The 22,075-nt window shown below is 63.5% G+C and carries 17 protein-coding genes; 8 read left to right on the top strand and 9 right to left on the bottom strand.

Annotation, left to right across the window (positions count from 1 at the left end):
* Window positions 1–271: 271 nt before the first annotated feature.
* Window positions 272–2,596 carry a TonB-dependent receptor gene (locus tag AC58EF_RS25075; RefSeq protein ID WP_497279191.1) on the top strand — a complete coding sequence of 775 codons (2,325 nt, stop codon included), beginning with the start codon at window positions 272–274 and terminating at the stop codon, window positions 2,594–2,596.
* 54 nt (window positions 2,597–2,650) lie between these two features.
* Here AC58EF_RS25075 and treA read toward each other — a convergent pair whose 3' ends face one another.
* Window positions 2,651–4,225, bottom strand: coding sequence for an alpha,alpha-trehalase TreA (treA, locus tag AC58EF_RS25080; protein ID WP_497279192.1), 1,575 nt, complete (start codon window positions 4,223–4,225; stop codon window positions 2,651–2,653).
* A gap of 313 nt (window positions 4,226–4,538) precedes the next feature.
* On the opposite strand from treA, the gene AC58EF_RS25085 reads away from it, so the two are divergent.
* Window positions 4,539–5,591 carry an IS3 family transposase gene (locus AC58EF_RS25085; RefSeq protein WP_497279193.1) on the top strand — a complete coding sequence of 351 codons (1,053 nt, stop codon included), beginning with the start codon at window positions 4,539–4,541 and terminating at the stop codon, window positions 5,589–5,591.
* A gap of 30 nt (window positions 5,592–5,621) precedes the next feature.
* On the opposite strand, the gene AC58EF_RS25090 is transcribed toward AC58EF_RS25085, so the two are convergent.
* Window positions 5,622–7,175 carry an AMP-binding protein gene (locus AC58EF_RS25090; RefSeq protein ID WP_497279194.1) on the bottom strand — a complete coding sequence of 518 codons (1,554 nt, stop codon included), beginning with the start codon at window positions 7,173–7,175 and terminating at the stop codon, window positions 5,622–5,624.
* Between the two features lie 146 nt (window positions 7,176–7,321).
* Here AC58EF_RS25090 and AC58EF_RS25095 point away from each other — a divergent pair, with 146 nt between their 5' ends.
* The 3 genes from AC58EF_RS25095 to AC58EF_RS25105 are packed head-to-tail and all read left to right on the top strand — an operon-like array spanning window position 7,322 to window position 10,825.
* Window positions 7,322–8,482 (top strand): VOC family protein, encoded by a 1,161-nt coding sequence (locus tag AC58EF_RS25095; protein ID WP_497279196.1) that lies wholly within the window; start codon window positions 7,322–7,324, stop codon window positions 8,480–8,482.
* A complete protein-coding gene (locus AC58EF_RS25100; protein WP_497279197.1) occupies window positions 8,479–9,318 on the top strand; it encodes a fumarylacetoacetate hydrolase family protein in 840 nt (279 codons plus the stop codon). Before AC58EF_RS25095 ends, AC58EF_RS25100 begins: the two co-directional genes overlap by 4 nt.
* 4 nt (window positions 9,319–9,322) lie before the next feature.
* Entirely contained in the window at window positions 9,323–10,825 is a 1,503-nt protein-coding gene (locus AC58EF_RS25105) for a bifunctional 3-(3-hydroxy-phenyl)propionate/3-hydroxycinnamic acid hydroxylase (RefSeq protein WP_497279198.1), read from the top strand.
* A gap of 87 nt (window positions 10,826–10,912) precedes the next feature.
* Here the strand turns inward: AC58EF_RS25105 and AC58EF_RS25110 are convergent, their stop codons facing one another.
* On the bottom strand, window positions 10,913–13,015 hold the full coding sequence (locus tag AC58EF_RS25110; RefSeq protein WP_497279200.1) for a TonB-dependent receptor: 2,103 nt from the start codon (window positions 13,013–13,015) through the stop codon (window positions 10,913–10,915).
* A gap of 335 nt (window positions 13,016–13,350) precedes the next feature.
* On the opposite strand from AC58EF_RS25110, the gene AC58EF_RS25115 reads away from it, so the two are divergent.
* On the top strand, window positions 13,351–13,995 hold the full coding sequence (locus tag AC58EF_RS25115) for a TetR/AcrR family transcriptional regulator (protein WP_497279201.1): 645 nt from the start codon (window positions 13,351–13,353) through the stop codon (window positions 13,993–13,995).
* Window positions 13,996–14,166: 171 nt separating this feature from the next.
* Here AC58EF_RS25115 and AC58EF_RS25120 read toward each other — a convergent pair whose 3' ends face one another.
* The 6 genes from AC58EF_RS25120 to AC58EF_RS25145 all read right to left on the bottom strand — a co-directional run bounded on the left by AC58EF_RS25120 (window position 14,167) and on the right by AC58EF_RS25145 (window position 20,012).
* Window positions 14,167–14,466: a hypothetical protein gene (locus AC58EF_RS25120; RefSeq protein ID WP_497279203.1), complete on the bottom strand. Its 300-nt coding sequence runs from the start codon at window positions 14,464–14,466 to the stop codon at window positions 14,167–14,169.
* Window positions 14,463–15,086 (bottom strand): TetR/AcrR family transcriptional regulator, encoded by a 624-nt coding sequence (locus AC58EF_RS25125; RefSeq protein ID WP_497279204.1) that lies wholly within the window; start codon window positions 15,084–15,086, stop codon window positions 14,463–14,465. Before AC58EF_RS25125 ends, AC58EF_RS25120 begins: the two co-directional genes overlap by 4 nt.
* 14 nt (window positions 15,087–15,100) lie before the next feature.
* Window positions 15,101–15,718 (bottom strand): DUF4136 domain-containing protein, encoded by a 618-nt coding sequence (locus tag AC58EF_RS25130; protein ID WP_497279206.1) that lies wholly within the window; start codon window positions 15,716–15,718, stop codon window positions 15,101–15,103.
* Between the two features lie 92 nt (window positions 15,719–15,810).
* A complete protein-coding gene (locus AC58EF_RS25135) occupies window positions 15,811–17,361 on the bottom strand; it encodes a DHA2 family efflux MFS transporter permease subunit (protein ID WP_497279207.1) in 1,551 nt (516 codons plus the stop codon).
* Window positions 17,362–17,385: 24 nt separating this feature from the next.
* A complete protein-coding gene (locus AC58EF_RS25140; protein WP_497279208.1) occupies window positions 17,386–18,546 on the bottom strand; it encodes an HlyD family secretion protein in 1,161 nt (386 codons plus the stop codon).
* A 23-nt stretch (window positions 18,547–18,569) separates the two neighbouring features.
* Window positions 18,570–20,012 carry an efflux transporter outer membrane subunit gene (locus AC58EF_RS25145; RefSeq protein WP_497279209.1) on the bottom strand — a complete coding sequence of 481 codons (1,443 nt, stop codon included), beginning with the start codon at window positions 20,010–20,012 and terminating at the stop codon, window positions 18,570–18,572.
* Window positions 20,013–20,181: 169 nt separating this feature from the next.
* On the opposite strand from AC58EF_RS25145, the gene AC58EF_RS25150 reads away from it, so the two are divergent.
* Both AC58EF_RS25150 and AC58EF_RS25155 read left to right on the top strand, forming a co-directional pair.
* Window positions 20,182–21,108 (top strand): LysR family transcriptional regulator, encoded by a 927-nt coding sequence (locus tag AC58EF_RS25150; protein ID WP_497279211.1) that lies wholly within the window; start codon window positions 20,182–20,184, stop codon window positions 21,106–21,108.
* A 27-nt stretch (window positions 21,109–21,135) separates the two neighbouring features.
* Window positions 21,136–22,002 carry an SDR family NAD(P)-dependent oxidoreductase gene (locus AC58EF_RS25155; protein ID WP_497279212.1) on the top strand — a complete coding sequence of 289 codons (867 nt, stop codon included), beginning with the start codon at window positions 21,136–21,138 and terminating at the stop codon, window positions 22,000–22,002.
* Window positions 22,003–22,075: the final 73 nt, after the last annotated feature.

Consider the following 22,075-nt stretch of genomic DNA (forward strand, 5'->3'; position numbering starts at 1 on the left):
CGCCAATGCCACACTGAATTACCGAATTGCAACAGGTGAGAAACTTTCTTGCGAGCGCGCGATTAAGCGATCAGGGCGCCGTTGCGCCCGCATTCGGTCACGGGTGGTGGAAGATGTCGTTCAAGGCAGCTTCCCAAACATGATTGCGATCCGGCTCCTTTTAGAATGCCGGAAGCTCAGGAGGAATATCATAATGCATACTGTCCGTTCATCCGCGTCCAGGCTGCTTCTCGCTAGCGCAGCCCCCTTCGCCCTGCTCGCCGGCAGCGCGATGGCCCAGACTGCCCCTGCCACGCAGGACGCGCCCGAAGTGGCTGCCGATGACAGTCAGGCCGACATCGTCGTCGTCGGCACCGCAGGCGGCGGCACCCGCCGACAGGACGCGGCCTTCGCGGTCACCAGCCTGTCCAGTGACGCCATCGCTCGCGCCGCGCCCAACAGCACGGCCGACCTGCTGCGCACCATTCCGGGCGTCAGCGCCGAAAGCTCCGGCGGCCAGAACGGCGCTAACATTTTCGTGCGCGGCTATCCGTCGGGCGGCGATGCGCAGTTCGTGACCTTCCAATTGGGCGGCGTGCCTTTCTTCCCGCCTTCGACCCTGTCCTTCCTCGAAAATTCGCAGCTGATCCGCCTCGACGAAACGGTCGATCGTGTGGAGGCCGTGCGCGGCGGCACCGGTTCGCTCTTTTCGAACGGTCAGCCGGGCCTGACCGTCAATGTGCAACAGCGCGAAGGCGGCCAGACGCTCAAGGGCTTCGCCAAATTGTCCTACACCGATTATGATGAAATCCGCGCCGATGCCTGGATTTCCGGTCCGATCAGCGAAGACACGACCTTCATGGTCGGCGGCTATTACGCGCAGGGCAACGGCATCCGTGATCCGCAGTTCCGCGCCGAAAAGGGTGGCCAGATCACCGCGAACATCCGCCATGATTTCGGCGGCCGCGGTTCGCTGCTGATCTACGGTCGTTATCTTAACGATCATGGCCAGTGGCTGCTGCCTATCCCCGTCAATCAGGACGGCAGTAAGATCAGCCAGTTCGCCAATTTCGACCATGGCACCGGCGCACTGGCCGGTCGCGATACGCGCGTCACCACCAACAATGCCGGTCGCACGGTCGATCTGGCCGATGGTCGCGGCGCGAAGCTGGGCAATTTGGGCCTGAGCTTCGACTATGAACTGGTCGACGGCCTGAGCATCCGCGAACGCACCAGCTATATGTGGGGAACGGCCAACACCATCGGCCTGGTTCCCACCGACGCACCGATGAGTGCGGCGTCCATGGCGACGACGCTGGGCGGCGCGGGTTCGACCGTGGGCAGCCTGACCTACGCATCGGGCGGCGGCTCGGCAGCGGCCGGCACGCAGGTCATGCGCGCTGGCATCTGGGACGTGCGCAAGCGGATCGACGCTTTCGTCAACGACATGGCGCTGGAGTTCAAGGCCGGCGGCAACAAGCTGACCGGCGGCTTCTACCTTGCCAACTATACCACCCGCGACAATTGGGCGCTGGGCAATGACGTATTACTGACGGCCGAACCCAATGCCCGTCGCCTAAACCTGACGCTGGGCGATGGCCGGGTCGCGACCCGCGACGGCTTCACCTCCGGCGCCAGCTTCCTGGTGAACGGCCGTTATGAAGGGCGCGACATCGCCTTCTACGCGGTGGACGAACTCCAGATCACCGACCAGCTACGTGTCGATGGCGGCGTGCGCTGGCAACGTCACGAAGCCGTGGGCGATGTCGCCACATCCGGCGCGGCCTTCGATCAGGATGGCAGCGCCGCCACCCTTTACGACCGGACCGTGCAGCTGGGCGGTGCAGGCCGTATCGACTATGGCGCGTCGCGCTGGTCGTGGACGGCGGGCGCCAATTACGACTTCACCAGCCAGATCGGCGTCTTTGCCCGGTACAGCCGTGGCAACAGCTTCCCGCAGTTCGACAATCTGCGCGAAGGGCTGACCATCATATCTAAGGTCGACACCTATGAAGGCGGGCTGAAGGTTTCGACCCCGATGCTGAACCTCTATGCGACGTTGTTCCACAACAAGTTCGACGGTCTGGCAACGACGCAGATCATCAACGGCGTGCCCAATGAATCTGTCGGCGGTGCCAAGGCGACCGGCGTCGAGCTGGAAGGCGTGATCCGTCCGTTCGCGGGTTTCAGCATCGCGGCGGCGGGCACCTATCTGGATGGCACCTATCGCGGCTTCTTCAGCGGTAACGGCACCATCGACAACACCGGTAACCGCGTGCAGCGTCAGCCCAAGTGGATGTGGCGCGTGACGCCCAGCTACGAGCTGACCGTGGGCGATTTCCGTCCGTCCATCTTCGCCACGCTGCAATATACGGGCGACCGCTTCTCCGACCCGGAGAACGCACAGCTGCTGCCCAATTACTATCAGCTGGACGCGGGCGTGTCGGTGGACGTCAACCAGCGGCTGAAGCTGGCGGTGACGGGCAACAACCTTACCGACGAGCTGGGCCTGACCGAAGGCAATCCGCGCATCATCGGATCGCAGGGTGCGGGCACGATCCTGGCCCGTCCGATCCTGGGCCGGTCGTTCCGCTTCAGCGCAGCGTACAGCTTCTAATTATGTGAGCAAAAGAAAGGGGCCGGGCGATCCAATCGCCCGGCCCCTTTTTGTTTATTCCGCCTTTTCCAGTTCGGCCGTAATGTCGGGGTATCGTTCCAGCAGCGCGCTGGTCACGCCATTGGTCCATCCGAACCCGTCCTGAAGCGGATATTCGCCGCCACCACCGGGCTTGCGTTCTTCCACATCATATTTTTCCAACATCTTGCCGGTTTCGGCATAGGCCGCCGCGACCGTGCCGATCCAGCGCCCGGCAATGTCGCGCGCCAGCGCCGCCTGTCCGTTGCGCGCCAGCCCGTCGATCGCCACCCATTGCAGCGGCGCCCAGCCATTGGGCGTATCCCATTGCTGGCCGGTCTGGTTGGGCGTGGTGCGCAGGCCGCCACTGCCCAGCAGTTTGGCGCGGACGGTGGTCGCCACGGCGCTGGCCTGCGCGGGCGAGGCCGCGCCGACGAACAGCGGATAGAGAGTCGCGGCGGAGAGGATGGCGGTCGGCTTCTTCGCCTTGCTGTCCCAGTCGGCATAGCGGCCCTCCTTGCCGACCCACAAATAGCGGTCGATCGCCGCCTTGCGCTTGCGCGCCAGCCCTGCAAATTCGGTGGCGCAGGCGCTGTCGCCTGCCTTGCGGCAACGCACCTCGATCCCCTGTTCCATTGCCAGCATCAGGCTGTTGAGGTCCACCGGCACGATGTCGGTCGTGTGGATCGTCGCGATCGTCCGCCCGTCACCGAACCAGCGCGAGGTGAAGTCCCAGCCGCTTTCCGCGCCTGCACGCAGATGGCGATAGGTGATCGCCTTGTCGCCCTTTGTCTCCGACGCGGTCGCCACATCCTCAGCGTAGGATTCGTCGCGGGGCGTATCCTTGTCGTCCCAATAGCGGTTGATCAGGGTGCCGTCGGGCATCCGCACGACCCGTTCGCACGCGCCGCTTGGCTGCACGCAGGACGCGCCCTTCATCCAATAAGCATGTTCGGCCCGTAGCGCCGCCAATTGACGGGTGGCGGTGTCGGCGCTGTCGTCCTTCGACAAATTCAGCATCAGCGCGTAGAAGGGCGGCTGCGACCGGCTGAGATAATAGCTGCGCATCCCGTTAGGGATGTGGCCGTAAATCTCGATGGTGGAGGTGAAATCCACCAACATGCTTTCGATCAGCGGCTGTTGACCATCGACTGCCAGGCCCAGCATGGTGAAATAGCTGTCCCAATAATAGATTTCGCGAAACCGTCCGCCCGGCACGACGAAGGGCGCGGGTAGCGGCAATGCGGAACTGCCCGCCTGCCGCTCGACCGGCTGGCGGACCAAGGTGGGCCACAAGGTCCGCACATGGGCGCGCAGGCTGGATGCGCCATGATCGTTGACGCCCGGCACCCGGAAGTGGCGTAGCACGAAAGCCTTGAGCGCATCCTTGCCCTGGGGCGACTGCTGGCGATAGGCCGCCATGATCACGGCAGGGTCCGATCGCGGCATGGCGTCGACGAAGGTCTTGCCGTCGGGGAACAGCTTTTCAAGCTGAACGCGTTGGAACAGATCGCCGTACAGTTCGGCAGGGGAGGATTGCGCCCAGCCCGTATTTCCCAACGCAAGGAAGGAAACGAGGCCAGCAGCAACGAAGGATCGCCATGTTTTCATGCCCCTCTTTCGGTCGCCCAGCCAGCCTTTGCAACGGCAAAATCGGATGCTCGGCCGGTACTACGGCGCAGCACCGCAGCGTCGCCATGGGCAGGTGCGCGCGATCCGATGGATCAGTGGTGGCGCCGGTCTGCGTCGAACCATCTCGTCGAGCGCTTGTTCAGCAAGCTCAAGAACTGGCGGAGGATCGCCACCCGCTACGACAAAACCAAGGAATGCTACCTCGGCTGTTCCCCGTCAGCACCAATGGCACAGATTTGAGGTTGTGATTTAAGGAGGGTTGGGTCTTCGTCGTAGTGACGAAGGAACGAAGATGAAGACCCAACCCTCCTTGAAAAAATCCGCTCCCAAGAAAGCCCCTGCTGAGCGGGTGGTGAAGGACATCCGCCGAGCAACCCGGCGCCATTTCTCGGCCGAGGACAAGATTCGGATCGTTCTCGATGGGCTACGCGGTGAGGACAGCATCGCCGAGCTGTGCCGCAAGGAAGGCATTGCCCAGAGCCTGTATTACACCTGGTCCAAGGAGTTCATGGAAGCCGGCAAGCGCCGCCTGGCCGGTGATACTGCCCGTGCTGCAACCACCGGCGAGGTGCAGGATCAGGTCGTTGAGATGGCGCTGGAGCAATCCGAACTCAGCCCACGCGAACTGGCCGTTCGATTTACCGATGAACGCCAATACTTTGTGTCTGAGGCGACGGTTTACCGCCTGCTGAAAGCACACGACCTGATCACCAGCCCGGCATACGTCGTGGTGAAAGCGGCCGATGCGTTCCACACCAAGACCACCCGGCCAAACGAGATGTGGCAGACCGACTTCACCTACTTCAAGATCATCGGGTGGGGCTGGATGTATCTGTCGACCGTCCTCGACGACTTCTCGCGCTACATCATCGCCTGGAAGTTGTGCACCAACATGCGGGCCGAGGATGTGACCGACACGCTGGATTTAGCCCTTGCCGCCTCAGGCTGCGACAGCGCCACGGTGCTGCACAAGCCCCGGCTGCTCAGCGACAACGGCCCCAGCTATGTCGCCGGCGAACTGGCGGAATACATCGAGGCCAACAAGATGAGCCACGTGCGCGGTGCCCCGATGCACCCGCAGACCCAAGGCAAGATCGAGCGCTGGCATCAGACCCTGAAGAACCGCATCCTGCTGGAAAACTACTTCTTGCCCGGTGACCTCGAGGCTCAGATCGAGGCCTTCATCGAGCGCTACAATCACCAGCGCTACCACGAGAGCCTGAACAACGTGACACCCGCCGATGCCTACTTCGGCAGGGCGCCGGCCATCATCAAACAGCGTGAAAGGATCAAACGACAGACCATCGAGCATCGGCGCTTGCAACACCGCAAGCTGGCCGCCTAACATCAACCCCCAGACGAGGCCCGCACTCCGCTAATCTACGCCGCGAGTTGTGCCGAATGTTCTGACGACGGACACGCGCAACTCGGACTTGGCGACCTTCTCGAGCGTCGACCGCGGCAGGGTCTCGACGATCCTGATGAGCTTCGGCTGTTTGAAGCGCGCCAGTTTCGCCGAGCACACCTCGACGATCCGCTCCGCCAGATCCGCGCCACCCTCAGCGGTCGGGATTACGAACGCGGCGGGCACTTCATCAAGCATCGGATCGGGCATCGCGACGACCGCAACTTCGGCAACGCCCGGGACCGTTGCGATCACTTGCTCGATTTCCGATGCCGCGACATTCTCGCCGCCGACCTTGAGCATGTCCTTCGACCGATCGGCGAAATAGAGGAAGCCATCCCCGCCGAGCAGGACGCGGTCGCCCGTGATGAACAGGCCGTCGGGGCGGAACGCCGCCTGCGTCGCCTCGGGATCGCCGGCATATTCGAGGAACAGGGATACGCCGCGCTCGCCTCCGATGTAGAGATTTCCGACTTCGCCGGCGCGAACAGGCTTGTCCTCGTCGTCGAGCACATACACGTCATATCCGGGCGCCGGCCGACCGAGTGACATCGGCGCGTTGCGACGATGCACGGGGCCGACGATTCCGTGCGCAATGGTCTCGGTCATGCCCCACCATCCAATCGTCCTGACCCGGAAATGGTGGTCGGTCGGCGGCTCGCAGACCGCATTGCCCCACAGTCGATAGCTGTGCTGCTCGGGCACCGGCTGGTCCATCAGTGCTTTGAGGCAGAAGGGGACGAGCGAAGTCCAGGTCGCGCGATGCTTGACTGAAACGGGCCAGAAGCGCGAGGCGGAAAAGCGCGGCATCAGCACGATTGTGGCCCCCACCCACAGCGACGCCAGCACCGAATAGACCTGCGCATTGGTGTGAAACAGCGGGAGGAAGACGAGGTGCACGTCCTCGGCGCGCAGATCTTCGTGCCGCGCGCACGCCATCGCGCCCCAGAGCGCATTGGCATGGGTCCAGAGCACTGCCTTGGGGCGCGCCGTCGTCCCGGACGTGTACTGGATCCCGAACGGCGCCCAGGGGTCCATTGGCCGCTCAGGCAGAGCTTCGGGGGAGGCATCGAAAATACCGAATGCTGAAAAGCCCTGTTTGGGCACTGCTGCGGGTTCGCCATTGTCGGTCTCGGTGACCACGCGCCACGCTACATTGGGCGTGGCAGCGAGCACGATATCGGCAAAACAGGGCTGGGTGATCGCCGCCACTGCACCGCTATGCTGCGCGAAATAGGCGAGTTCGTCCTCGGTCGATCGGGCGTTGGTAGTAACGGGAACCACGCCGGCATAGGCGCAGCCGAGCCATGCGATCAGGCCCTCGGGGCAATTGTCGAGATGGATCAGGATACGATCACCGGCCTTCACGCCACGCGCCACGATACCCGCAGCGAAACGGCGCACGCGCTCGAAAAACGCGGAATAAGTCCATTGCCGACCCTCACCTGCAAAGGGTTCCCAGATAAGGAAGGGGTGCTCGCCCCGGTCATCGGCGGCAGAATCGAGCAGGCTTCGGATATCCATCCCTTCGAATGCGCTTATCGACTTCGGCATCTCACACGCTCTCCAGAATCGTTTCTGTCCTTGGCGCCTCGACCGGGCACCTGTTCCTCTACCCTACGTCACCGACCGCATCGAACGAGGGGCGATCGAGCGGCCTGGGCACCGCAATGCCAGCGACGGGCGTTGCGACGAAAAGAGCGCTTCTCGCGTGGCGCCGCTTGACCTCTCTAATTGACTATGCGTCCAATAACTCTTATCGAACAGTCACGTCAAGCACGGCGCATCTCAATCGCTGGGAGTGGAGAGCAATGAGCCTGATTCGGATCGAGGACATCGCGCATGTGCGTTTCGCGGCGCCCGATCTTTCTGAAATGCGCGCCTTCCTCGACGATTTCGGCCTCGCCAGTGCCAAATTCGACGGGCGGCTTTATGCCCGCGGCACCGACGGACGTCCCTTCGTCCATGTCACCGAGAAGGGAAAACCTGCATTCCTTGGACTCGGGCTGCGGGCCCGCGACACGTCCGACCTCGATGTGCTCGCTGCTGCGGAAGGCGCTAGGATAGAGGATCTTGATGCCCCAGGCGGCGGCAAGGTCGTCCGGCTGCGCGATCCGGACGGCTTCCTCGTCGAAGTCGTTGCCGGGCAGGCGCGCCTGGACATCCCATCGCCGTTTCCCGAACAGCCGCGGAACTCGGCGACGCGACAGGAGCGATTCAGAAAGCTGGTCCGCCTCACCGCGAGTCCCGCGCATGTTCATAGGATCGGCCACTGCGTCCTCAATGTTTCCGACTTCCGCACCTCGGAAGCCTGGTACAAGGCGAGGTTCGGATTTTTGACCTCGGATGAAATCGAGGCGGCGCCCAATGTCGCGCTCGGCGCGTTCATGCGTTGCGACCTCGGCGACCGTCCGGCCGATCACCACACGCTGTTCCTCGCCCAGCTGCCTCAGAAGGCGGGTTTCCTCCACGCCGCCTTCGAGGTCGCCAATTTTGACGACCTGATGCTTGGTCACCAGCATCTCAAGGCGAAGAAGCGCACCGCTGCCTGGGGCGTCGGGCGCCACATCATGGGCAGCCAGATCTTCGACTATTGGCTGGATCCCTGGGGCCATGAGCTTGAGCACTGGACCGATGGCGATCTTCTGACCGCCGACCTTCCGCCCAACAAGATGACGATGCAGGACCTGCTGGCCGTCCAGTGGGGCGCCCCCAACCCGATGTTCCAAGGCAAGATCGCGCCCAGCCCCGGCCTGATCGCCTTTGTGACCGCCCTCAATCTGCGCATCCGCCGGCTGTTCCGGCGCAACTCGAAGGTACAATCCGCATGAAACTTGCCACCTATCTTGCCAACGGCGTCGCCCGGACCGGGATCGTGATCGGTGAATCGCTCGTCGACACCGGCATTGACGGCACGATGATCGACCTGATCGCGCGCTGGGACGAGGTGAAACCCGCCCTTGATGAAAAGGCAGCGTCCGGCGGCGGTGTGCCGCTCGCGTCGGTGAAGCTTTGCGCGCCAGTGCTGCGTCCGGGCAAGATCTTTGCGATCGGTCTGAACTATGCCGACCATATCGAGGAATCGAAAATGGGCACGCCCGAGCGGCAGGTCTGGTTCACCAAGGCGCAGACATCGGTCAACGGCCCGTTCGATCCGATCCTGATCGCCAAGGGCACCGCTACGGCCGACTATGAGGTCGAGATGGTCGCGGTGATCGGCAAGACCGGCAAGCATATCCCTGCCGACCGGGCGCATGAGCATGTTTTTGGCTATTGCGTCGGGAACGATGTGACCGAGCGCCTGTGGCAGCACTCCACGCCGCAATGGTCGCTGGGCAAGAGCTTCGACACCCATGCGCCGATGGGTCCCTGGCTGACGACGGCCGATGAGATCGCCGATCCCCATGCGCTCGCCATCAAGTGCTGGGTGAATGACGAGTTGCGGCAGTCGTCAAACACCAGGCAGCTTGTCTTCAACCTGTGGCAGCAGATCGAGCACTTAAGCGTCGGGATGACGCTCGAGCCGGGCGACGTCATCTTCACGGGCACGCCCGGCGGCATCGGCGCGGCGATGGATCCGCGGCGCTTCCTTGCGCCAGGCGACGTGGTGCGCTGCGAGGTCGAGCAACTCGGCACGATTACCGGCACAATGGCCGCGGAGGATTGAGGCGATGGGCGGCGCATTGAAGTGCGACATTGTCATCGTCGGCGGTGGACCAGTGGGTGTTACCCTGGCCGTGCTGCTGGCGCAGCGCGGCGTGTCGGTGATCGTTGCCGAGAGGAACGCGGAAATTCATCCGCTGCCCCGTGCCGCGCACATTGACCATGAAGGCATGCGGGTCCTGCAAGAGGTTGGTGTCGCGCAGCAGGCCATGCGCACCAGCCGCCGCGGCGAGCGCTATGATTTCATCAATGCGAAGGGCGAGGTGCTGCTGAGCTTCGCGAGCGGTGAGCGCATTTCGCCGGGCGGCTGGCCAACCGGCAACATGATCCACCAGCCCTCGATCGAGATGCATCTGCGCGAAGCATTGGTGAAGCTCGATCCGAATGCGCTCCGCGCGCGATGGGAAGCGACCAGCTTTCGCGATACCGAAGCCGGGGTGGTGGTGGACTGCGCGACGCCCGATGGCATCCGCGAGGTTCATGCGCGCTATCTGGTCGGCGCCGATGGCGCGCGCAGCACTGTCCGCAAGGCCTATGAAATTGAGTTCGATGATCTTGGCTTTGAGGAGCAATGGCTGGTGGTGGACGCGATCGTCCATGACTTTGACCGGCTGCCCAAATTCATCATGCAGGTTTGCGACCCCGCCCGCCCGACGACCTGTTCGCTGATGGGCGAAGGCCGCCATCGGTGGGAGTTCATGATCAAGCCCGGCGAGACGGCAGAGGAAATGTCGAAGGATAAGTCGATCGCCCGTCTGCTCGAACCGTGGAACGTGGACGGCGCCGTCTCGCTCGAACGCACGGCGGTCTACACTTTCCGCGCCCGCGTCGCGCGCGCGTGGCGCAAGGGACCCGTCCTGCTCATCGGCGATGCCGCGCATCAGACGCCGCCATTTGCCGGTCAGGGACTGTGCTCGGGGTTGCGGGACGGCGCGAACCTTGCCTGGAAACTCGCCGCGATCGTGCGTGACGGCGCGCCCGACTGGTTGCTCGACAGCTACCAGCCCGAGCGCGAGCCCAATGTGCGGGCGACGATTGACATGGCGATCATGATGGGCCGCACCGTCTGCACCACCGATCCCGTGGCCGCTGCCGAACGCGACCGCCAGATGCTCGCTGCACGCGCGGCCGGCCAGTCGCCCGACGGCACATTCAACTATCCACCGATCGAGCGCGGCCTCGTTATCGAAGGCGCCTCCGGCGCTGGGCAATATTTCGCACAGCCCTGCGCGGGTGAGGATTGCGAGCTGAAGCTGGACGATGTGCTCGGTTCCGGCGCATGGCTGATCGCGCGAACGCCGGTCGCGCCGGTCGACGCGCTGGTCACGGTATCGCTCGACGATCCACAGATCGCGCCGTTCCGCGATACGCTCGAGCGCGTCTTGGTCGCACACGCAGCAGAGGCGGTGCTAGTCCGACCGGATCGCTATATTTTCGGCACCGGCAGTGCCGCCGCGCTCGCCGCTGCCTGGTTGGCGCTGATGGCTCCTCAGGCCTTGGTCGCCGCCTGACAGGAAGCGGGCCCGGAGGCGAGTTTGCGCCCGGGCCCGAGATGCCGGATGCCGACATGGGGCAGGTGATGGCCTGCCCCATGTCCATCACATCTTGACGGAAAGCTGCAGCGCGATTGTGCGGCTTCGCTCCGACATCACCGATTGTGTCGCGATGATTGGGGTCGGGAAAGCAAAGGCGACGCCCTTTTTGTTGCTCAGATTGCGCCCGATCAGCCGCACTTCCCAGCGCTCGTTGCTGTCTGCGGCGGCAAGGCTGAGGTTCAAGCTCGTGAACGGATTGCCGATTACGGCCGCGTCCGGTTCCTGCTGATAGGTGCGGCTCGAGCGGTAGTCGATCGAGCCATCGGCGAGGACATCGACTTCCCTGGACGCTGGCAGACGGAGCGAAAAGCCGCCCGAACCGCTCCATTTAGGCGCGAGCGGGATCCGGGCGTCGGTGCGGCGGTCGCGCGCGTCGGCATAGGTATTGTTGACGTACAGCCTGAGTGGTTCCACCGGCCGCCAGCTCGCTTCAAGTTCGACGCCGGTGCTGCGCAAGTCGGTATTGAAGATGTTGAAGCTTGTGCCGTTGAAGGTGACAACCTGGAAGTCTTCCACCCTGGTGTCGAAAACGGACAGGTTGAGCAACCAGCGACGCCCCGCGTCCTGCGCTTTGATGCCACCCTCGAGCGTCCGCGCCGTCTCGCGGTCGTATTCGGACTGATCGAGAAACGTCGTCGACGAGGCAAAACCGCCGGTCTTGGTGCCCTTGCCGTACGAGACATAGGTCGTGATGTCGGGGCTCAGATCATATTGGATGCCAACCGAATAATCGACCGGATCGTCGGGCCGCGACAACCGAAACGGCGCATAGGGCGGAAAGATCACCAGACTGTAGAGCCCCGGCACCAGCACCTCACGCCCCAGATCGACGGACTTCTTTTCATGCGTGTAGCGAAGCCCGCCGATCAGACGCAGTGCGTCGGTCGCATGCACTGTCATCTGACCAAATGCCGAGAAGGTGTTGGTTTTCTGCTCGAAGTCGTTGCGCAAGCTGCCCGCGACATTGACCCCGGGCGCGGGGCCGAAAGGATAGTTGGCGGTCAGGGTCGACGTGCTGTCCAGCGTGTTGTTGAGATAGAGCGCGCCGACGACGTAATCGATCGTGCCGCCGGTCGGCGAGACGTAGCGCAGCTCCTGCGAGAATTGCTTCGAGGTCTCGTCCACGCCACGGATCGCCCAGGCGCCAGGCAGGAAGTCGACGTCGGACTGGTTGTCATCGGTGTAGCGCGAATAGCCCGTGACCGAGGTGAGCGTGCCGCCGCCGAGATCGAGATTGACCGTCCCCGAGAAGCGATCGACCTTGATCCGCTCGAATTGCTCGGTGCCCGGATCCATCAGGCTGGTGGCGTTGACAAAGTCGAGGCGGTCGTCGAGCGAACCGGGCGCGCCCGCAAGCGCGGCGAGCAGCTCTGCCGCCGGGTTGAGCGTCGCGAATTCGACCAGGTTGCCTCGTTGCTTCGCTTCATCGTGCTGCGCGACCAGCGTGACATCGACGCCCGCCCAAGGCGCCCACGTCATGACCGCGCGAACCGCATCGTCCCGATTGCGCGGCGCCTTCCTGCCTGCCACCGTGTCGCGAACCCAGCCATTATCGTCGATCCGCTGCCCGGAGACGCGCAAAGCGAGGCCATCTGCAAGCGGCAGATCGACGCCGCCGGCAAGCTGGGTCGAACCGAATTCGAATTCGTACGAGCCCCGCAGGTCGGCCGCGAGCGTGTCGCCGGGCTTGCGCGTGAGCACGTTGATCGCGCCGAGGCTCGTATTCTTGCCGAGCAGCGCGGCCTGCGTGCCCTTGATGACCTCGATGCGCTCCACGTCGAATACTGATGCTGCGAACTCGCGCGAGCGCGGTGCGTAGATGCCGTCCACGAACAGGCTGACCGAGCTGTCGAACGAGGGGGCACCTGGCGCCGAGCCCAGTCCGCGCACCGTGACGCCGACCTCGGCGCCGGACGGTCCCTTGGCAAGATTGAGCCCTGGGGCGACCGATTCGAGTTGGAGCAGCGATCCGGCGCCCGTAGCGGCGAGCGTCTTGTCGCTCACGACATCGATGGCGATCGGGATTTGCTGCACCGACTCGCCGCGCTTGCGCGCCGTGACGATGATGTCCTCCGAGTCCATTTGGTGTTCCTCGGGCGCCGTCACGTCGCCCCCTCCGGCGACCTGTGCATGCGCGGGGGTCAGCAAACATGTGCTGGCGAAAAAACCTACAGCTATAGCGTATCTTACCTCCACAAGCGTCTCCCTCCTCTTGCAACCTTGGGCCGCACTTTGGCCCATCGGCACGGCGTTACCGTCAAACGGCTCGCTTTTTATTTGCCAATTAGTCTAATAAATATCCGAATGAGCCCGCTCAGGCAAGCGTGCAGCACAGATTGCCGACTCTTGATGGACAGCTATGCTATGAACGCTCGGCTGAGCCGCGCCGGAGAGGGCGTCGGCTGGCGAAACCTGGGGGCGGAGGACGAACCATTCAAAGCGTGACCATCAAGGACAAACGCTGGATCAAGACGCGCGAACGCCTTGTGCGGGCCGGCTTCGAACTGCTCGGGCAGCAGGGAGCTGGTCCTTTCGGCGTCGACGAGATCACAAACCTCGCCGGCATCTCCAAACAAACGTTCTACAATCACTTCATGGATCGCGAGGCGTTTCTTGCCGAATTGCGCATTGAATCACGCCGGATTTTCGAAAAGGTCGTGGCGCGCACCAATGCAGGCGTAGAAAGCCCTGTCGACCGACTTGCCCAGGGCGTTGCGATTCATGCGCGGATGGCGATCGTCGATCCGCTGCATGCGCGCTTTTTTGCGCAGTTCCATGTGATCAGCTTTGAAGAAGAGGAACCGCTCAACGCCGATCTCATCGCAGATCTCGAGGAAGGCCGGGAAGGGGGGCTGTTCCGGTTCACCACGATCGAGGCCGCGATCAGTCTCACCGGCGCGGTCACACAGGCGCTTGTCGCGCGGCTGCTCGAGCTGGAGCAGGAAGCGATGGTGGTACCGGTGACACAGGAGATGCTGACCATGCTTCTCGCCGGACTTGGCCTGCCGTATGACATGGCTGAGCAAAAGGCGGTGCGGATGACGAATGTCATCTTCATGCTGAAGGCCGATCAACTGGCTGCGTAGCGGCGGCGCTTGGCGCTGGGCTGAGCGAATGGCGCCGACTGTCAGTGCAGGCCTTTTGGGTGCGCCCCCCTGAATGCGCAATGACGGCGGGTCGCGAAGAGCGCGGTCGCGATTTTTCGCATCCTCTTGGGATGTGCGTATTCTTTGGGCGGTTCGATATCTCCCAATTTGCTAAAATCGCCGGCTTGCAGCCAGCGGCGCCGCCAACCAGCCGGCAAGGGTGATCAGCAGGACGATTTCGAGCACGATCGCGCTCAGCGCATCGCCGGTAGCGGCCTGCAGGACGGAAAAAAGGCCCGACATCATTGTCACGATGATTGAGGTCAGCAGCAATACGCGCATCGTCAACTTACTCTGAATCTGGGCATCGCCGGAGGTGCGGCGATCCCCGAACTGCCGAAGCGGATGTCGGAAGCGATGGGCGATGCCACGAGGATGTCCGACCTCCGCCGAACGGGATGCCCCGCTCATGACCACGGCAGCCTGCGATCTGCAGGTTTTTCGTAGATTTTCAGAAAGGCGTCCGCAGCGCTTGTCGCTGCCCCTTCTATCTGCGCGGCAGCGGGCTCTGCCAGATCGCCCAGCAATCGACGCTCGAACATGTCGCATTCGCTGAGCGCTTTCCACTGGATGGCCGCCATCCACGGGTCGGCGCGAAGAAGCTTTCCATCATCCATCAACCGCTCGAATCGATCGGCAAGCCGCTGCCAGGCCGGTCGTAAAAGCGTTCGATAGAAGTCCTGGCCGATCGTCGAGCGGGTTGATTGCGCAGCGCCGAGGCGGAGGTGGGATACGTGCGAGCCGCTCATCCTTCGGGTCAGATAGGCAATGCCGAGCCCTATCAGACCATCCCGGAGGTTTTCACTCTCGAGCAACTCGTCGCCAAGCCGGTCGACCCAATCGGTCAGATCGAAATCGAGCACCGCCCGAAGCAGTTCCTTTTTGCAGCGGAAATAGCCGTAGAGCGTGCCCATCGATCCGCCCGTTCGTTGCACAATCGTCGTCATGGAGGTCCCGTCGAACCCCCGCTCCTCAAACAGCTCGGCCGCGGCCGTGACAAATTGCTGCCGTTTTTCATCGGCCCTGGACATCTGCAGCGATCCTTTTAGCGCAGCGAGCTGGCGGCCGGCGGGCGGCCCGACTCATTGCCAGGCACGTTGCTGACCGATTTTTTTGTGGGCAGCGATTTGGTCATCTCGCGCAGCAGCGCGGTCAGTTTCTTCTCCGACGCATCCTTGCCGGTGACGCGCTTCTTTGAAGTGGCGCGCCAGACCAGGCGCCCGGTCTCGCGCTCGATCAAATCGAGCACCAGCGTGCCCTGGGTATAGTGGTTCATGTCGAGGCTGTAATTGCTGGGTGCAGCGCAGAACGGAGCACTGCAGCCCGCCCGGTCAGACGTCAATTTTCCGTCCGTCTCGGGCTGCATCACGATCGTGTAGGCGACGACCAGGTCGGCCTCGTAGGGATTGTCGATCTGCCGATAGCCCTTCGATGTCAGGGCGGTCTCGGTGATTGAGCGCAGCCGGTCGGCCGTGATCTCGTTGGCGATGGCGGGGTCGGGGACACCCAATCCGATGGCGCGCATGGAGGCCCAGGCGAAGGTAGAGCCCTGGGCGAGCGCGGGGGAGGACGACTGGATCACATCCACCTTCGCTGCGGCGGGAACGCCCCCGGCGACGCTGATCAGAGCCGCGCCTGCGGCAAACCACTTGAATAGAGTCATTGCATTTCCTTTTTGTAACGAGGGAGGAGTGGACCGGCTTTCCGGCCCCTCGAAGCACGTTTGACGGTGCTTCGAGGGCGGTGCCGGCAATGTTAGTGCGCGCCGCTGGTGTCGATCGGGCCCTTGGGCTTGGGCACGAGCCAGATGATCATGGCGGCGACGCCGAGGCAGACCGCGATCAGGCCGAACATGTCGAGCGTCGCGAGCATGACTCCCTGACCTTCGACGACATGCGAGAGCATGGTTCGCGCCGAGTCCGCCGGGACGCCTTGCGCGATCATGCCGTCTACCGCCGCCTGGCCGTGGGGCATCGCATTCGCGATCTCGGTCGTGTTGACCCGGGTAGCGTTCGACCATTCGCTCTGGATGAGCGAGGTGGCGAAGGCGCCGGCGAGCGTCCGCATGAAGTTCGAGATACCCGCCGCGTTCGCCTGTTCCTCGGGTTCCACGCTGGCCATGGCGAGACCCGTGACCGGCACGAAGAACATCACCATGAACACGCCGGTGACGAGCGTCGGCCAGGCCATCTGCAGGAAGGTCACGTCGGTACTGAATTCCAGCATGCGCCAGACCATGACCCCGGCCAGGCCGAGGATGCCAAGGCAGACAACCCCACGCGGATCGAACTTCTCGACCGCCTTTCCGACCAGCGGCGAGCAGATGACCGCGAGGATCCCCATGATGCCGGTCGCATAGCCGGCCCACGTGGCGGTATAGCCCATGTTGGACTGCAGCCAGAGCGGCAGGATGACGATGCTCGCGAAGAAGCCGCCAAAGCCCAGCGAGTAGGTCGTCGCGGCGCCGACGAAGCCGCGGTGCCGGAAGATCTTGAGGTCGACGATCGGATTCTTCTCGGTGAGCTCCCAGATCACGAAGGCGACAAAGCCGATCGCAGCGACGATGCCGTACATCCGGATATGCGGATCGTTGAACCAGTCGTGGTTGCGGCCCTCATCGAGCATGATCTGGAGCGCGCCGACCCAGATGACGAGCAGCGCGAGGCCAATCTTGTCGATCGTCGCCTTGAACTTCGGATCGGCTTGACCGCGCATGAGCATGAACAGCACGATTCCCGCGGCCGCAGCGACTGGCACCTTGATGAAGAAGATCCATTCCCAACCGTAATTGTCGCAGATGATGCCGCCGAGGATCGGGCCCGCGACGGGCCCGGTCAGCGTGGTCATCGCCCAGATGACGGTGGCGAGCGTCGCCTTCTCCTTGGGAAAGATGCGCAGCAGAAGCATCTGCGACAGCGGCATGATCGGCCCGCCAAACAGGCCGAGCAGCACGCGCATGCCGAGCAGCATACCGAGCGAACTCGACATTCCGCACAGCAGCGAAATCGCCGCGAACGCCAGATAGCAGACGAGGAACGTGCGCTGGGCGCCGAATTTCATCGCCAGAAAGCCGGTGAGCGGGACGGTGATCGCCTCGGCCACCGCATAGGAGGTGATTACCCAGGTCCCCTGCGTCGACGACACACCAAGGTCGCCGGCGATCGTGTTGATCGACACGTTGGCAATCGTGGTGTCGAGCACGACGAGGAAGTTTCCGAGGCCGATCAGGATGGCCGCGATATAGAGCTTGATGCCGGTGAGCGGAGGCGCCTCTCGCGCCTCCGCAAAGGCTTTGAATATGGACATGTGCGTGCCCCTTTTTGCCGGGCCTTACTTGGCGATCTGGACGTCGACGTTCATCGAGAGGCCGACGCGCAGCGGGTGCTGCTTGAGCTCCTTGGGATCGAGCGTGATCCGCACCGGCAGGCGCTGAACCACCTTGATCCAGTTGCCCGTCGCGTTCTGCGCGGGGACGAGCGCGAAGGCCGCGCCGGTGCCGCCGGAGAAGCCGGCGACCTTGCCGTGGAAGACGACGTCCTCGCCGTAAAGGTCGGACGTCAGCTCGACCTTTTGCCCCGGGCGGACGTGGGCGAGCTCGACTTCCTTGAAATTGGCATCGACATAGGCGGCCTGAACCGGCACGACGACCATCAGCATCGCGCCCGGCTGAACGCGCTGGCCGACCTGAACCTGGCGGCGTGAGACGACACCGTCCAACGGTGCGCGAATGACGGTGCGCTCGAGATCGACACGCGCCTGGGCGAGTGCTGCACGCGCCGCAAGCACTTCGGGATTGTTGTCGACGGTGGTGTTGGCGATCAGCGCACGGTTGGCGTCGCGCTCCCCGATAGCGGCATTGCGCGCGGCGGCGGCCTGGGCGCGCATGGCCTGGGCGGCGCGAAGGCCGGCCGCGGCATTGTTGAACGCGTTGCGAACGGTGGTCACCTCGTCGGCGGACACAGCACCCGTGTCGACCAGCGCCTGGCGGCGCTCGAGGTCGATCCGCGCCTTGTCGAAGCTTGCCCTGGCCGCAGCGATCTCGGCATCGGCGCGCGCCTCGTCGGCGGCGCGCGCGCTGATCTGCGCGCCAAGGCCGCCGTCGGTCGCGACAAGGCCCTGGACCTTGCGGACCGCCCTTGCGAGATCGGCCTCGGCACGCGCGACCGCGATCTTCGCGTCGGTATCGTCGAGCCGTACGAGCACGTCGCCGCGGCGCACCTGCTGCGAATCCTGGACAAGCACGGCGCTCACAGGAGCAGCAAGCTGCGACGTGACCTGCGCGACATCGGCGCCGACATAGGCATTGTCGGTAACGGCATGCTTTGAACCGACCAGGGCATCATAGGCATAACCGCCCGCCCCGATGAGTGCGATGCCACCGGCAAGCGCACCGAACAGCCTCTTGCGCTTGGATTTCACTTTGGTGTCGGCAACCGCATCGATGGTAACTTCTTCGGTGGCACCCAGGGTGCCGGGATCTCTATCAGCCATTTTAAATCTCCTTTTTGACGGGGTCAGGCAGCCGAGAAACCGCCGCCAAGGGCGCGGATCAGCTGCACGTCGAGTGTGAAGGCACGAGTTTCGAGTTCGGCGACCTTGAGGCGCGCGCCGACGACGCTTTCCTGGGCGGTGAGCACATCGAGATAGGGCGACAGGCCCTGCTTGTAGCGCAGCTGCGCGAGGCGGAGCGCGTCTTCATAATCTGCGAGTGCGTCGCGTGATTCCGCCAGTCGCTGGACGAGCATCTTCTGGCTCGTCACGGCGTCGGCGGTTTCGCGCAGCGCCTGGATGACCTGGCGGTCATAGAGCGCGACCACCTCGTCATACTCGCCGCGGCGACCGCGATACTGGCCCTGGAGCGCGCCGCCGTGGAAGATCGGCAAGCTTACCGCGGGCCCGACGCTGCCAAAGGACGAGCCACTCTTGAAGAGGTTGTCGAGACCGAAGGACTGCATTCCGGCCACCGCGCTGAGATTAACATCAGGATAGAAGCCTGCCTTGGCTTCCTTGATCCGCTGCGCTGCGGCTTCGACGCGCGCACGCGCGGCCGCCACATCGGGACGACGGCCGACAAGATCGATCGACGCGGTGCCGGGCACGCCCTGCATCTGCAGCGCGGCGATATCGGGGCGCTCGATCGTGAGCGCCCGGTCGGGCCCCGCGCCCAGCAGGGCGGCGAGCGCGTTTTTGGCGAGCGCGATCGCCTCGTCGGTCGCGGCCAGATCGGCGCGCGTCTGGGGGATGCGCGCTTCGGCCAACCGCAGTGCGCTGTCATTGTCGAGGCCGGACGCCACGCGCTGCTTGACGAGGGTGAGCGACTGGGTGCGGATGTCGAGCGCGGATTCGAGGTTGTCGCGCTGTGCATAAAGCGACGCCAGCTCGGCGTAGGTCGACGCGATCCCCGTCGTGAGGGCAAGCCGTGCTTCGTCGAGCTCGAGCTCGGCGGCGGTTGCGTCGAGACGTGCGGCGCGCATGGCGGCGCGGTTCTTGCCCCACAGATCGAGGTTGAGCGTGAGGCCAATACCGACCTCGCCGCTGTCGTTCCAGCCGTCCGGGATTGCCGAGGCCGGCAGGCTCTGATTCTGGCTGAGATTGGATGCATCCATTGAGCCGAAGGCATCGATCCTGGGCTTGAGCGCCGCGCCGGCCGCCTGGGCATAGCCCTGGGCGGTACGCATGCGCGCCGCCGCGGCCGCAAGGTCGGGCGAGCCGGCGAGCGCCTCATCGATGAGACGCGTCAGCTGCGCATCGCCATAACCCCGCCACCAGCCGTCACCCGGCCATTCGGCACGCGGCCCCGCCAGCGAGACCGTTGACGCATAGTCACTCGCGGCGCGCGGCTCTGGCTGCGTGCCGAGATCGGGTATCGACGCACAAGCGCCTGTGAGGAGAAAGGGTAGCAGCAAAGCCACGCGGCCAAACCGCGCAGCTTTGTGCGGAACAATTTTCGACGCCATGCTGATCTGTCCTGCGCTATTGATCTAAAAGGAGCTGTCGGCAGCCGCCGACTGGGGGGCTGGGAGGGGGCAAGTCCAACGACCGCCGACGCCGGTTGAAATGCACCTGTCCTGTAGCTTTATCAACGCGCCTTGAGTTCAATCAGCATGTCCTGTAGGTTCATGATCTATGGATACTCTATTAAGCCTCCGCGTCTTCTGCAGCGTCGTCGAACTGAAGAGCTTTACCGCCGCCGCGGAACGGCACGACATGTCGCCGACCATGGCCAGCAAGCATGTGCGCGCTCTCGAGAACCGGCTCGGAACGCGGCTACTGAACCGCACCAGCCGTCACGTCAGCCTGACCGAAACCGGCGCGCTTTATTTCAACCAGGCGAAACAAACGCTGGAGTCGCTCGACGAGGTTGAAGCGGCTGTTGGCAACACGACCGTCGTTCCGCGCGGAACGCTGCGGCTCGCTGCGCCGCTCTGGTTCGACAATCCGCGCTTCTCGGCCATGCTCGCCGAATTCGATTTGCTTTATCCAGAGGTTCGTTTCGATGTCGAGCTCAGCGGCAGGCTTGTGAATCTGGTGGAGGAAGGCTTCGATCTTCTGCTGTGTGCCACGGTCCCCGGGTCACTTGATCCGGGCCTCATCGCCCGTCCGGTGGCGGATCTGCCCTTTTATCTCGTCGCAACCCCCGCCTATCTCGACCGCATCGGACGCCCGGAGCATCTGGCGGACCTCAACGGGCAGAAGCTTCTGCTGTGCAAGGGCATGCACGTCGGCGCAGCAGTCCCGTTCGAGGGGCCGCATGGCCGCGAGGTCGTCAGGTTCCAGGTCGGCTTCGAAAGCGGCAGTGAATCGCTTCTGCGCCTCGTCGTGCTCGAAGGCATGGGCATGGCCATATTGCCCCACGCCATGGTCGAGGACGACATCATCGCGGGCAGCCTCGAGATGGTGCTGCCGGAAAGCGCCCAGATCGCCACCAAGATCTACGCGGTATATCCCAGCCGCAAATTCCTCTCAGCGAAGGTGCGTGCCTTCATCGATTTCTTCAATGCCGGAATTCAGCAGATCAACCGCGAGCGCGAGGCACGCGATCGCGCACTGTAAGGACAGCAACCATGAACTGATGAGCGGTTGATCGGCGCCACCGGCATCGTGACATTTAGCGTGTCTCCCCTAATTCCGAAAAAGGTAGCACGCATGACTTACCGGGATCTCCCGCTCCATACCGCTCGCGCCAGAGAAGAGCGCCTTCCAGTCCTTCAAGGCAAGACCGCCATCGTCACGGGTGCAGGTTCGGGCGTCGGGCGCGGGGTCGCGCTTCTATTCGCCAATGAGGGCGCCAACGTCATCGTCGCTGACCAGGACAGCGCGGCCGGCGAGCAAACCGTCGCGGCGATCGAGGCGGCGGAAGGTCGCGCCTGCTTTTATCCTGGAGACCTTGCCGATCCTAAGTATCATCTCGGGTTGGCGACCTTCGCCAGGCATCGATATGGCTGGCTCGATATCGCCGTCAACAATGCAGCGATGAGCTCGCCATCGATGCCCCTCGCCGGGCTTTCACCGGCGACCTGGAACGAAATCACCACCACCAATCTATCTGGTCTCTTCTACGCGGTGCGCGCGCAGATTCCGGCGATGATCGAGGCTGGCGGCGGCGCAATCGTCAACCTCGCCAACATTGCCAGCGCGGACGCTGCACCAGGATGGGGGGCCTATTGCGCGTCGTCCCAAGGTCTGATCGCACTCACCAAAGGCATCGCTGCGGACTATGCGCAGCAGGGCATCCGCGCCAATGCAATTGTGCCGGGGCTTATCGACGCATCGCTGGGCGCGCTTGGTTCCGATGAGGATCAAGCGAAACTCGCGATGCGCGCTACGATGAACCGTCTCGAAAAGTCGGCCGAGATTGCGGAGATCGTGCTCTTCCTGGCCAGTTCGAAATCGAACTTCATTACTGGCGTGTGCGTGCCGATGAATGGCGGAACGCTCGCACATTAAGAGGGCATAGCGTGGGAGGTACGCCAAGCAACGCTAAGGACGAACAATACCGGAACGGCGTGCAAGGGCATCA

It is taken from the genome of Sphingobium sp. WR1 (genome assembly GCF_059693745.1).

What these genes read in the sequence shown, in the direction of transcription:
- AC58EF_RS25135 (WP_497279207.1), bottom strand. Translation starts at nt 17,361, where the DNA reads ATGTCCATATTCAAAGCCTTTGCGGAGGCGCGAGAGGCGCCTCCGCTC.
- AC58EF_RS25075 (WP_497279191.1), top strand. Translation starts at nt 272, where the DNA reads ATGGCCCAGACTGCCCCTGCCACGCAGGACGCGCCCGAAGTGGCTGCC.
- AC58EF_RS25145 (WP_497279209.1), bottom strand. Translation starts at nt 20,012, where the DNA reads ATGGCGTCGAAAATTGTTCCGCACAAAGCTGCGCGGTTTGGCCGCGTG.
- AC58EF_RS25150 (WP_497279211.1), top strand. Translation starts at nt 20,182, where the DNA reads ATGGATACTCTATTAAGCCTCCGCGTCTTCTGCAGCGTCGTCGAACTG.
- AC58EF_RS25140 (WP_497279208.1), bottom strand. Translation starts at nt 18,546, where the DNA reads ATGGCTGATAGAGATCCCGGCACCCTGGGTGCCACCGAAGAAGTTACC.
- AC58EF_RS25090 (WP_497279194.1), bottom strand. Translation starts at nt 7,175, where the DNA reads ATGGATATCCGAAGCCTGCTCGATTCTGCCGCCGATGACCGGGGCGAG.
- AC58EF_RS25085 (WP_497279193.1), top strand. Translation starts at nt 4,539, where the DNA reads ATGAAGACCCAACCCTCCTTGAAAAAATCCGCTCCCAAGAAAGCCCCT.
- AC58EF_RS25130 (WP_497279206.1), bottom strand. Translation starts at nt 15,718, where the DNA reads ATGACTCTATTCAAGTGGTTTGCCGCAGGCGCGGCTCTGATCAGCGTC.
- AC58EF_RS25105 (WP_497279198.1), top strand. Translation starts at nt 9,323, where the DNA reads ATGGGCGGCGCATTGAAGTGCGACATTGTCATCGTCGGCGGTGGACCA.
- treA (WP_497279192.1), bottom strand. Translation starts at nt 4,225, where the DNA reads ATGAAAACATGGCGATCCTTCGTTGCTGCTGGCCTCGTTTCCTTCCTT.
- AC58EF_RS25095 (WP_497279196.1), top strand. Translation starts at nt 7,322, where the DNA reads ATGCCAGCGACGGGCGTTGCGACGAAAAGAGCGCTTCTCGCGTGGCGC.
- AC58EF_RS25100 (WP_497279197.1), top strand. Translation starts at nt 8,479, where the DNA reads ATGAAACTTGCCACCTATCTTGCCAACGGCGTCGCCCGGACCGGGATC.
- AC58EF_RS25120 (WP_497279203.1), bottom strand. Translation starts at nt 14,466, where the DNA reads ATGAGCGGGGCATCCCGTTCGGCGGAGGTCGGACATCCTCGTGGCATC.
- AC58EF_RS25125 (WP_497279204.1), bottom strand. Translation starts at nt 15,086, where the DNA reads ATGTCCAGGGCCGATGAAAAACGGCAGCAATTTGTCACGGCCGCGGCC.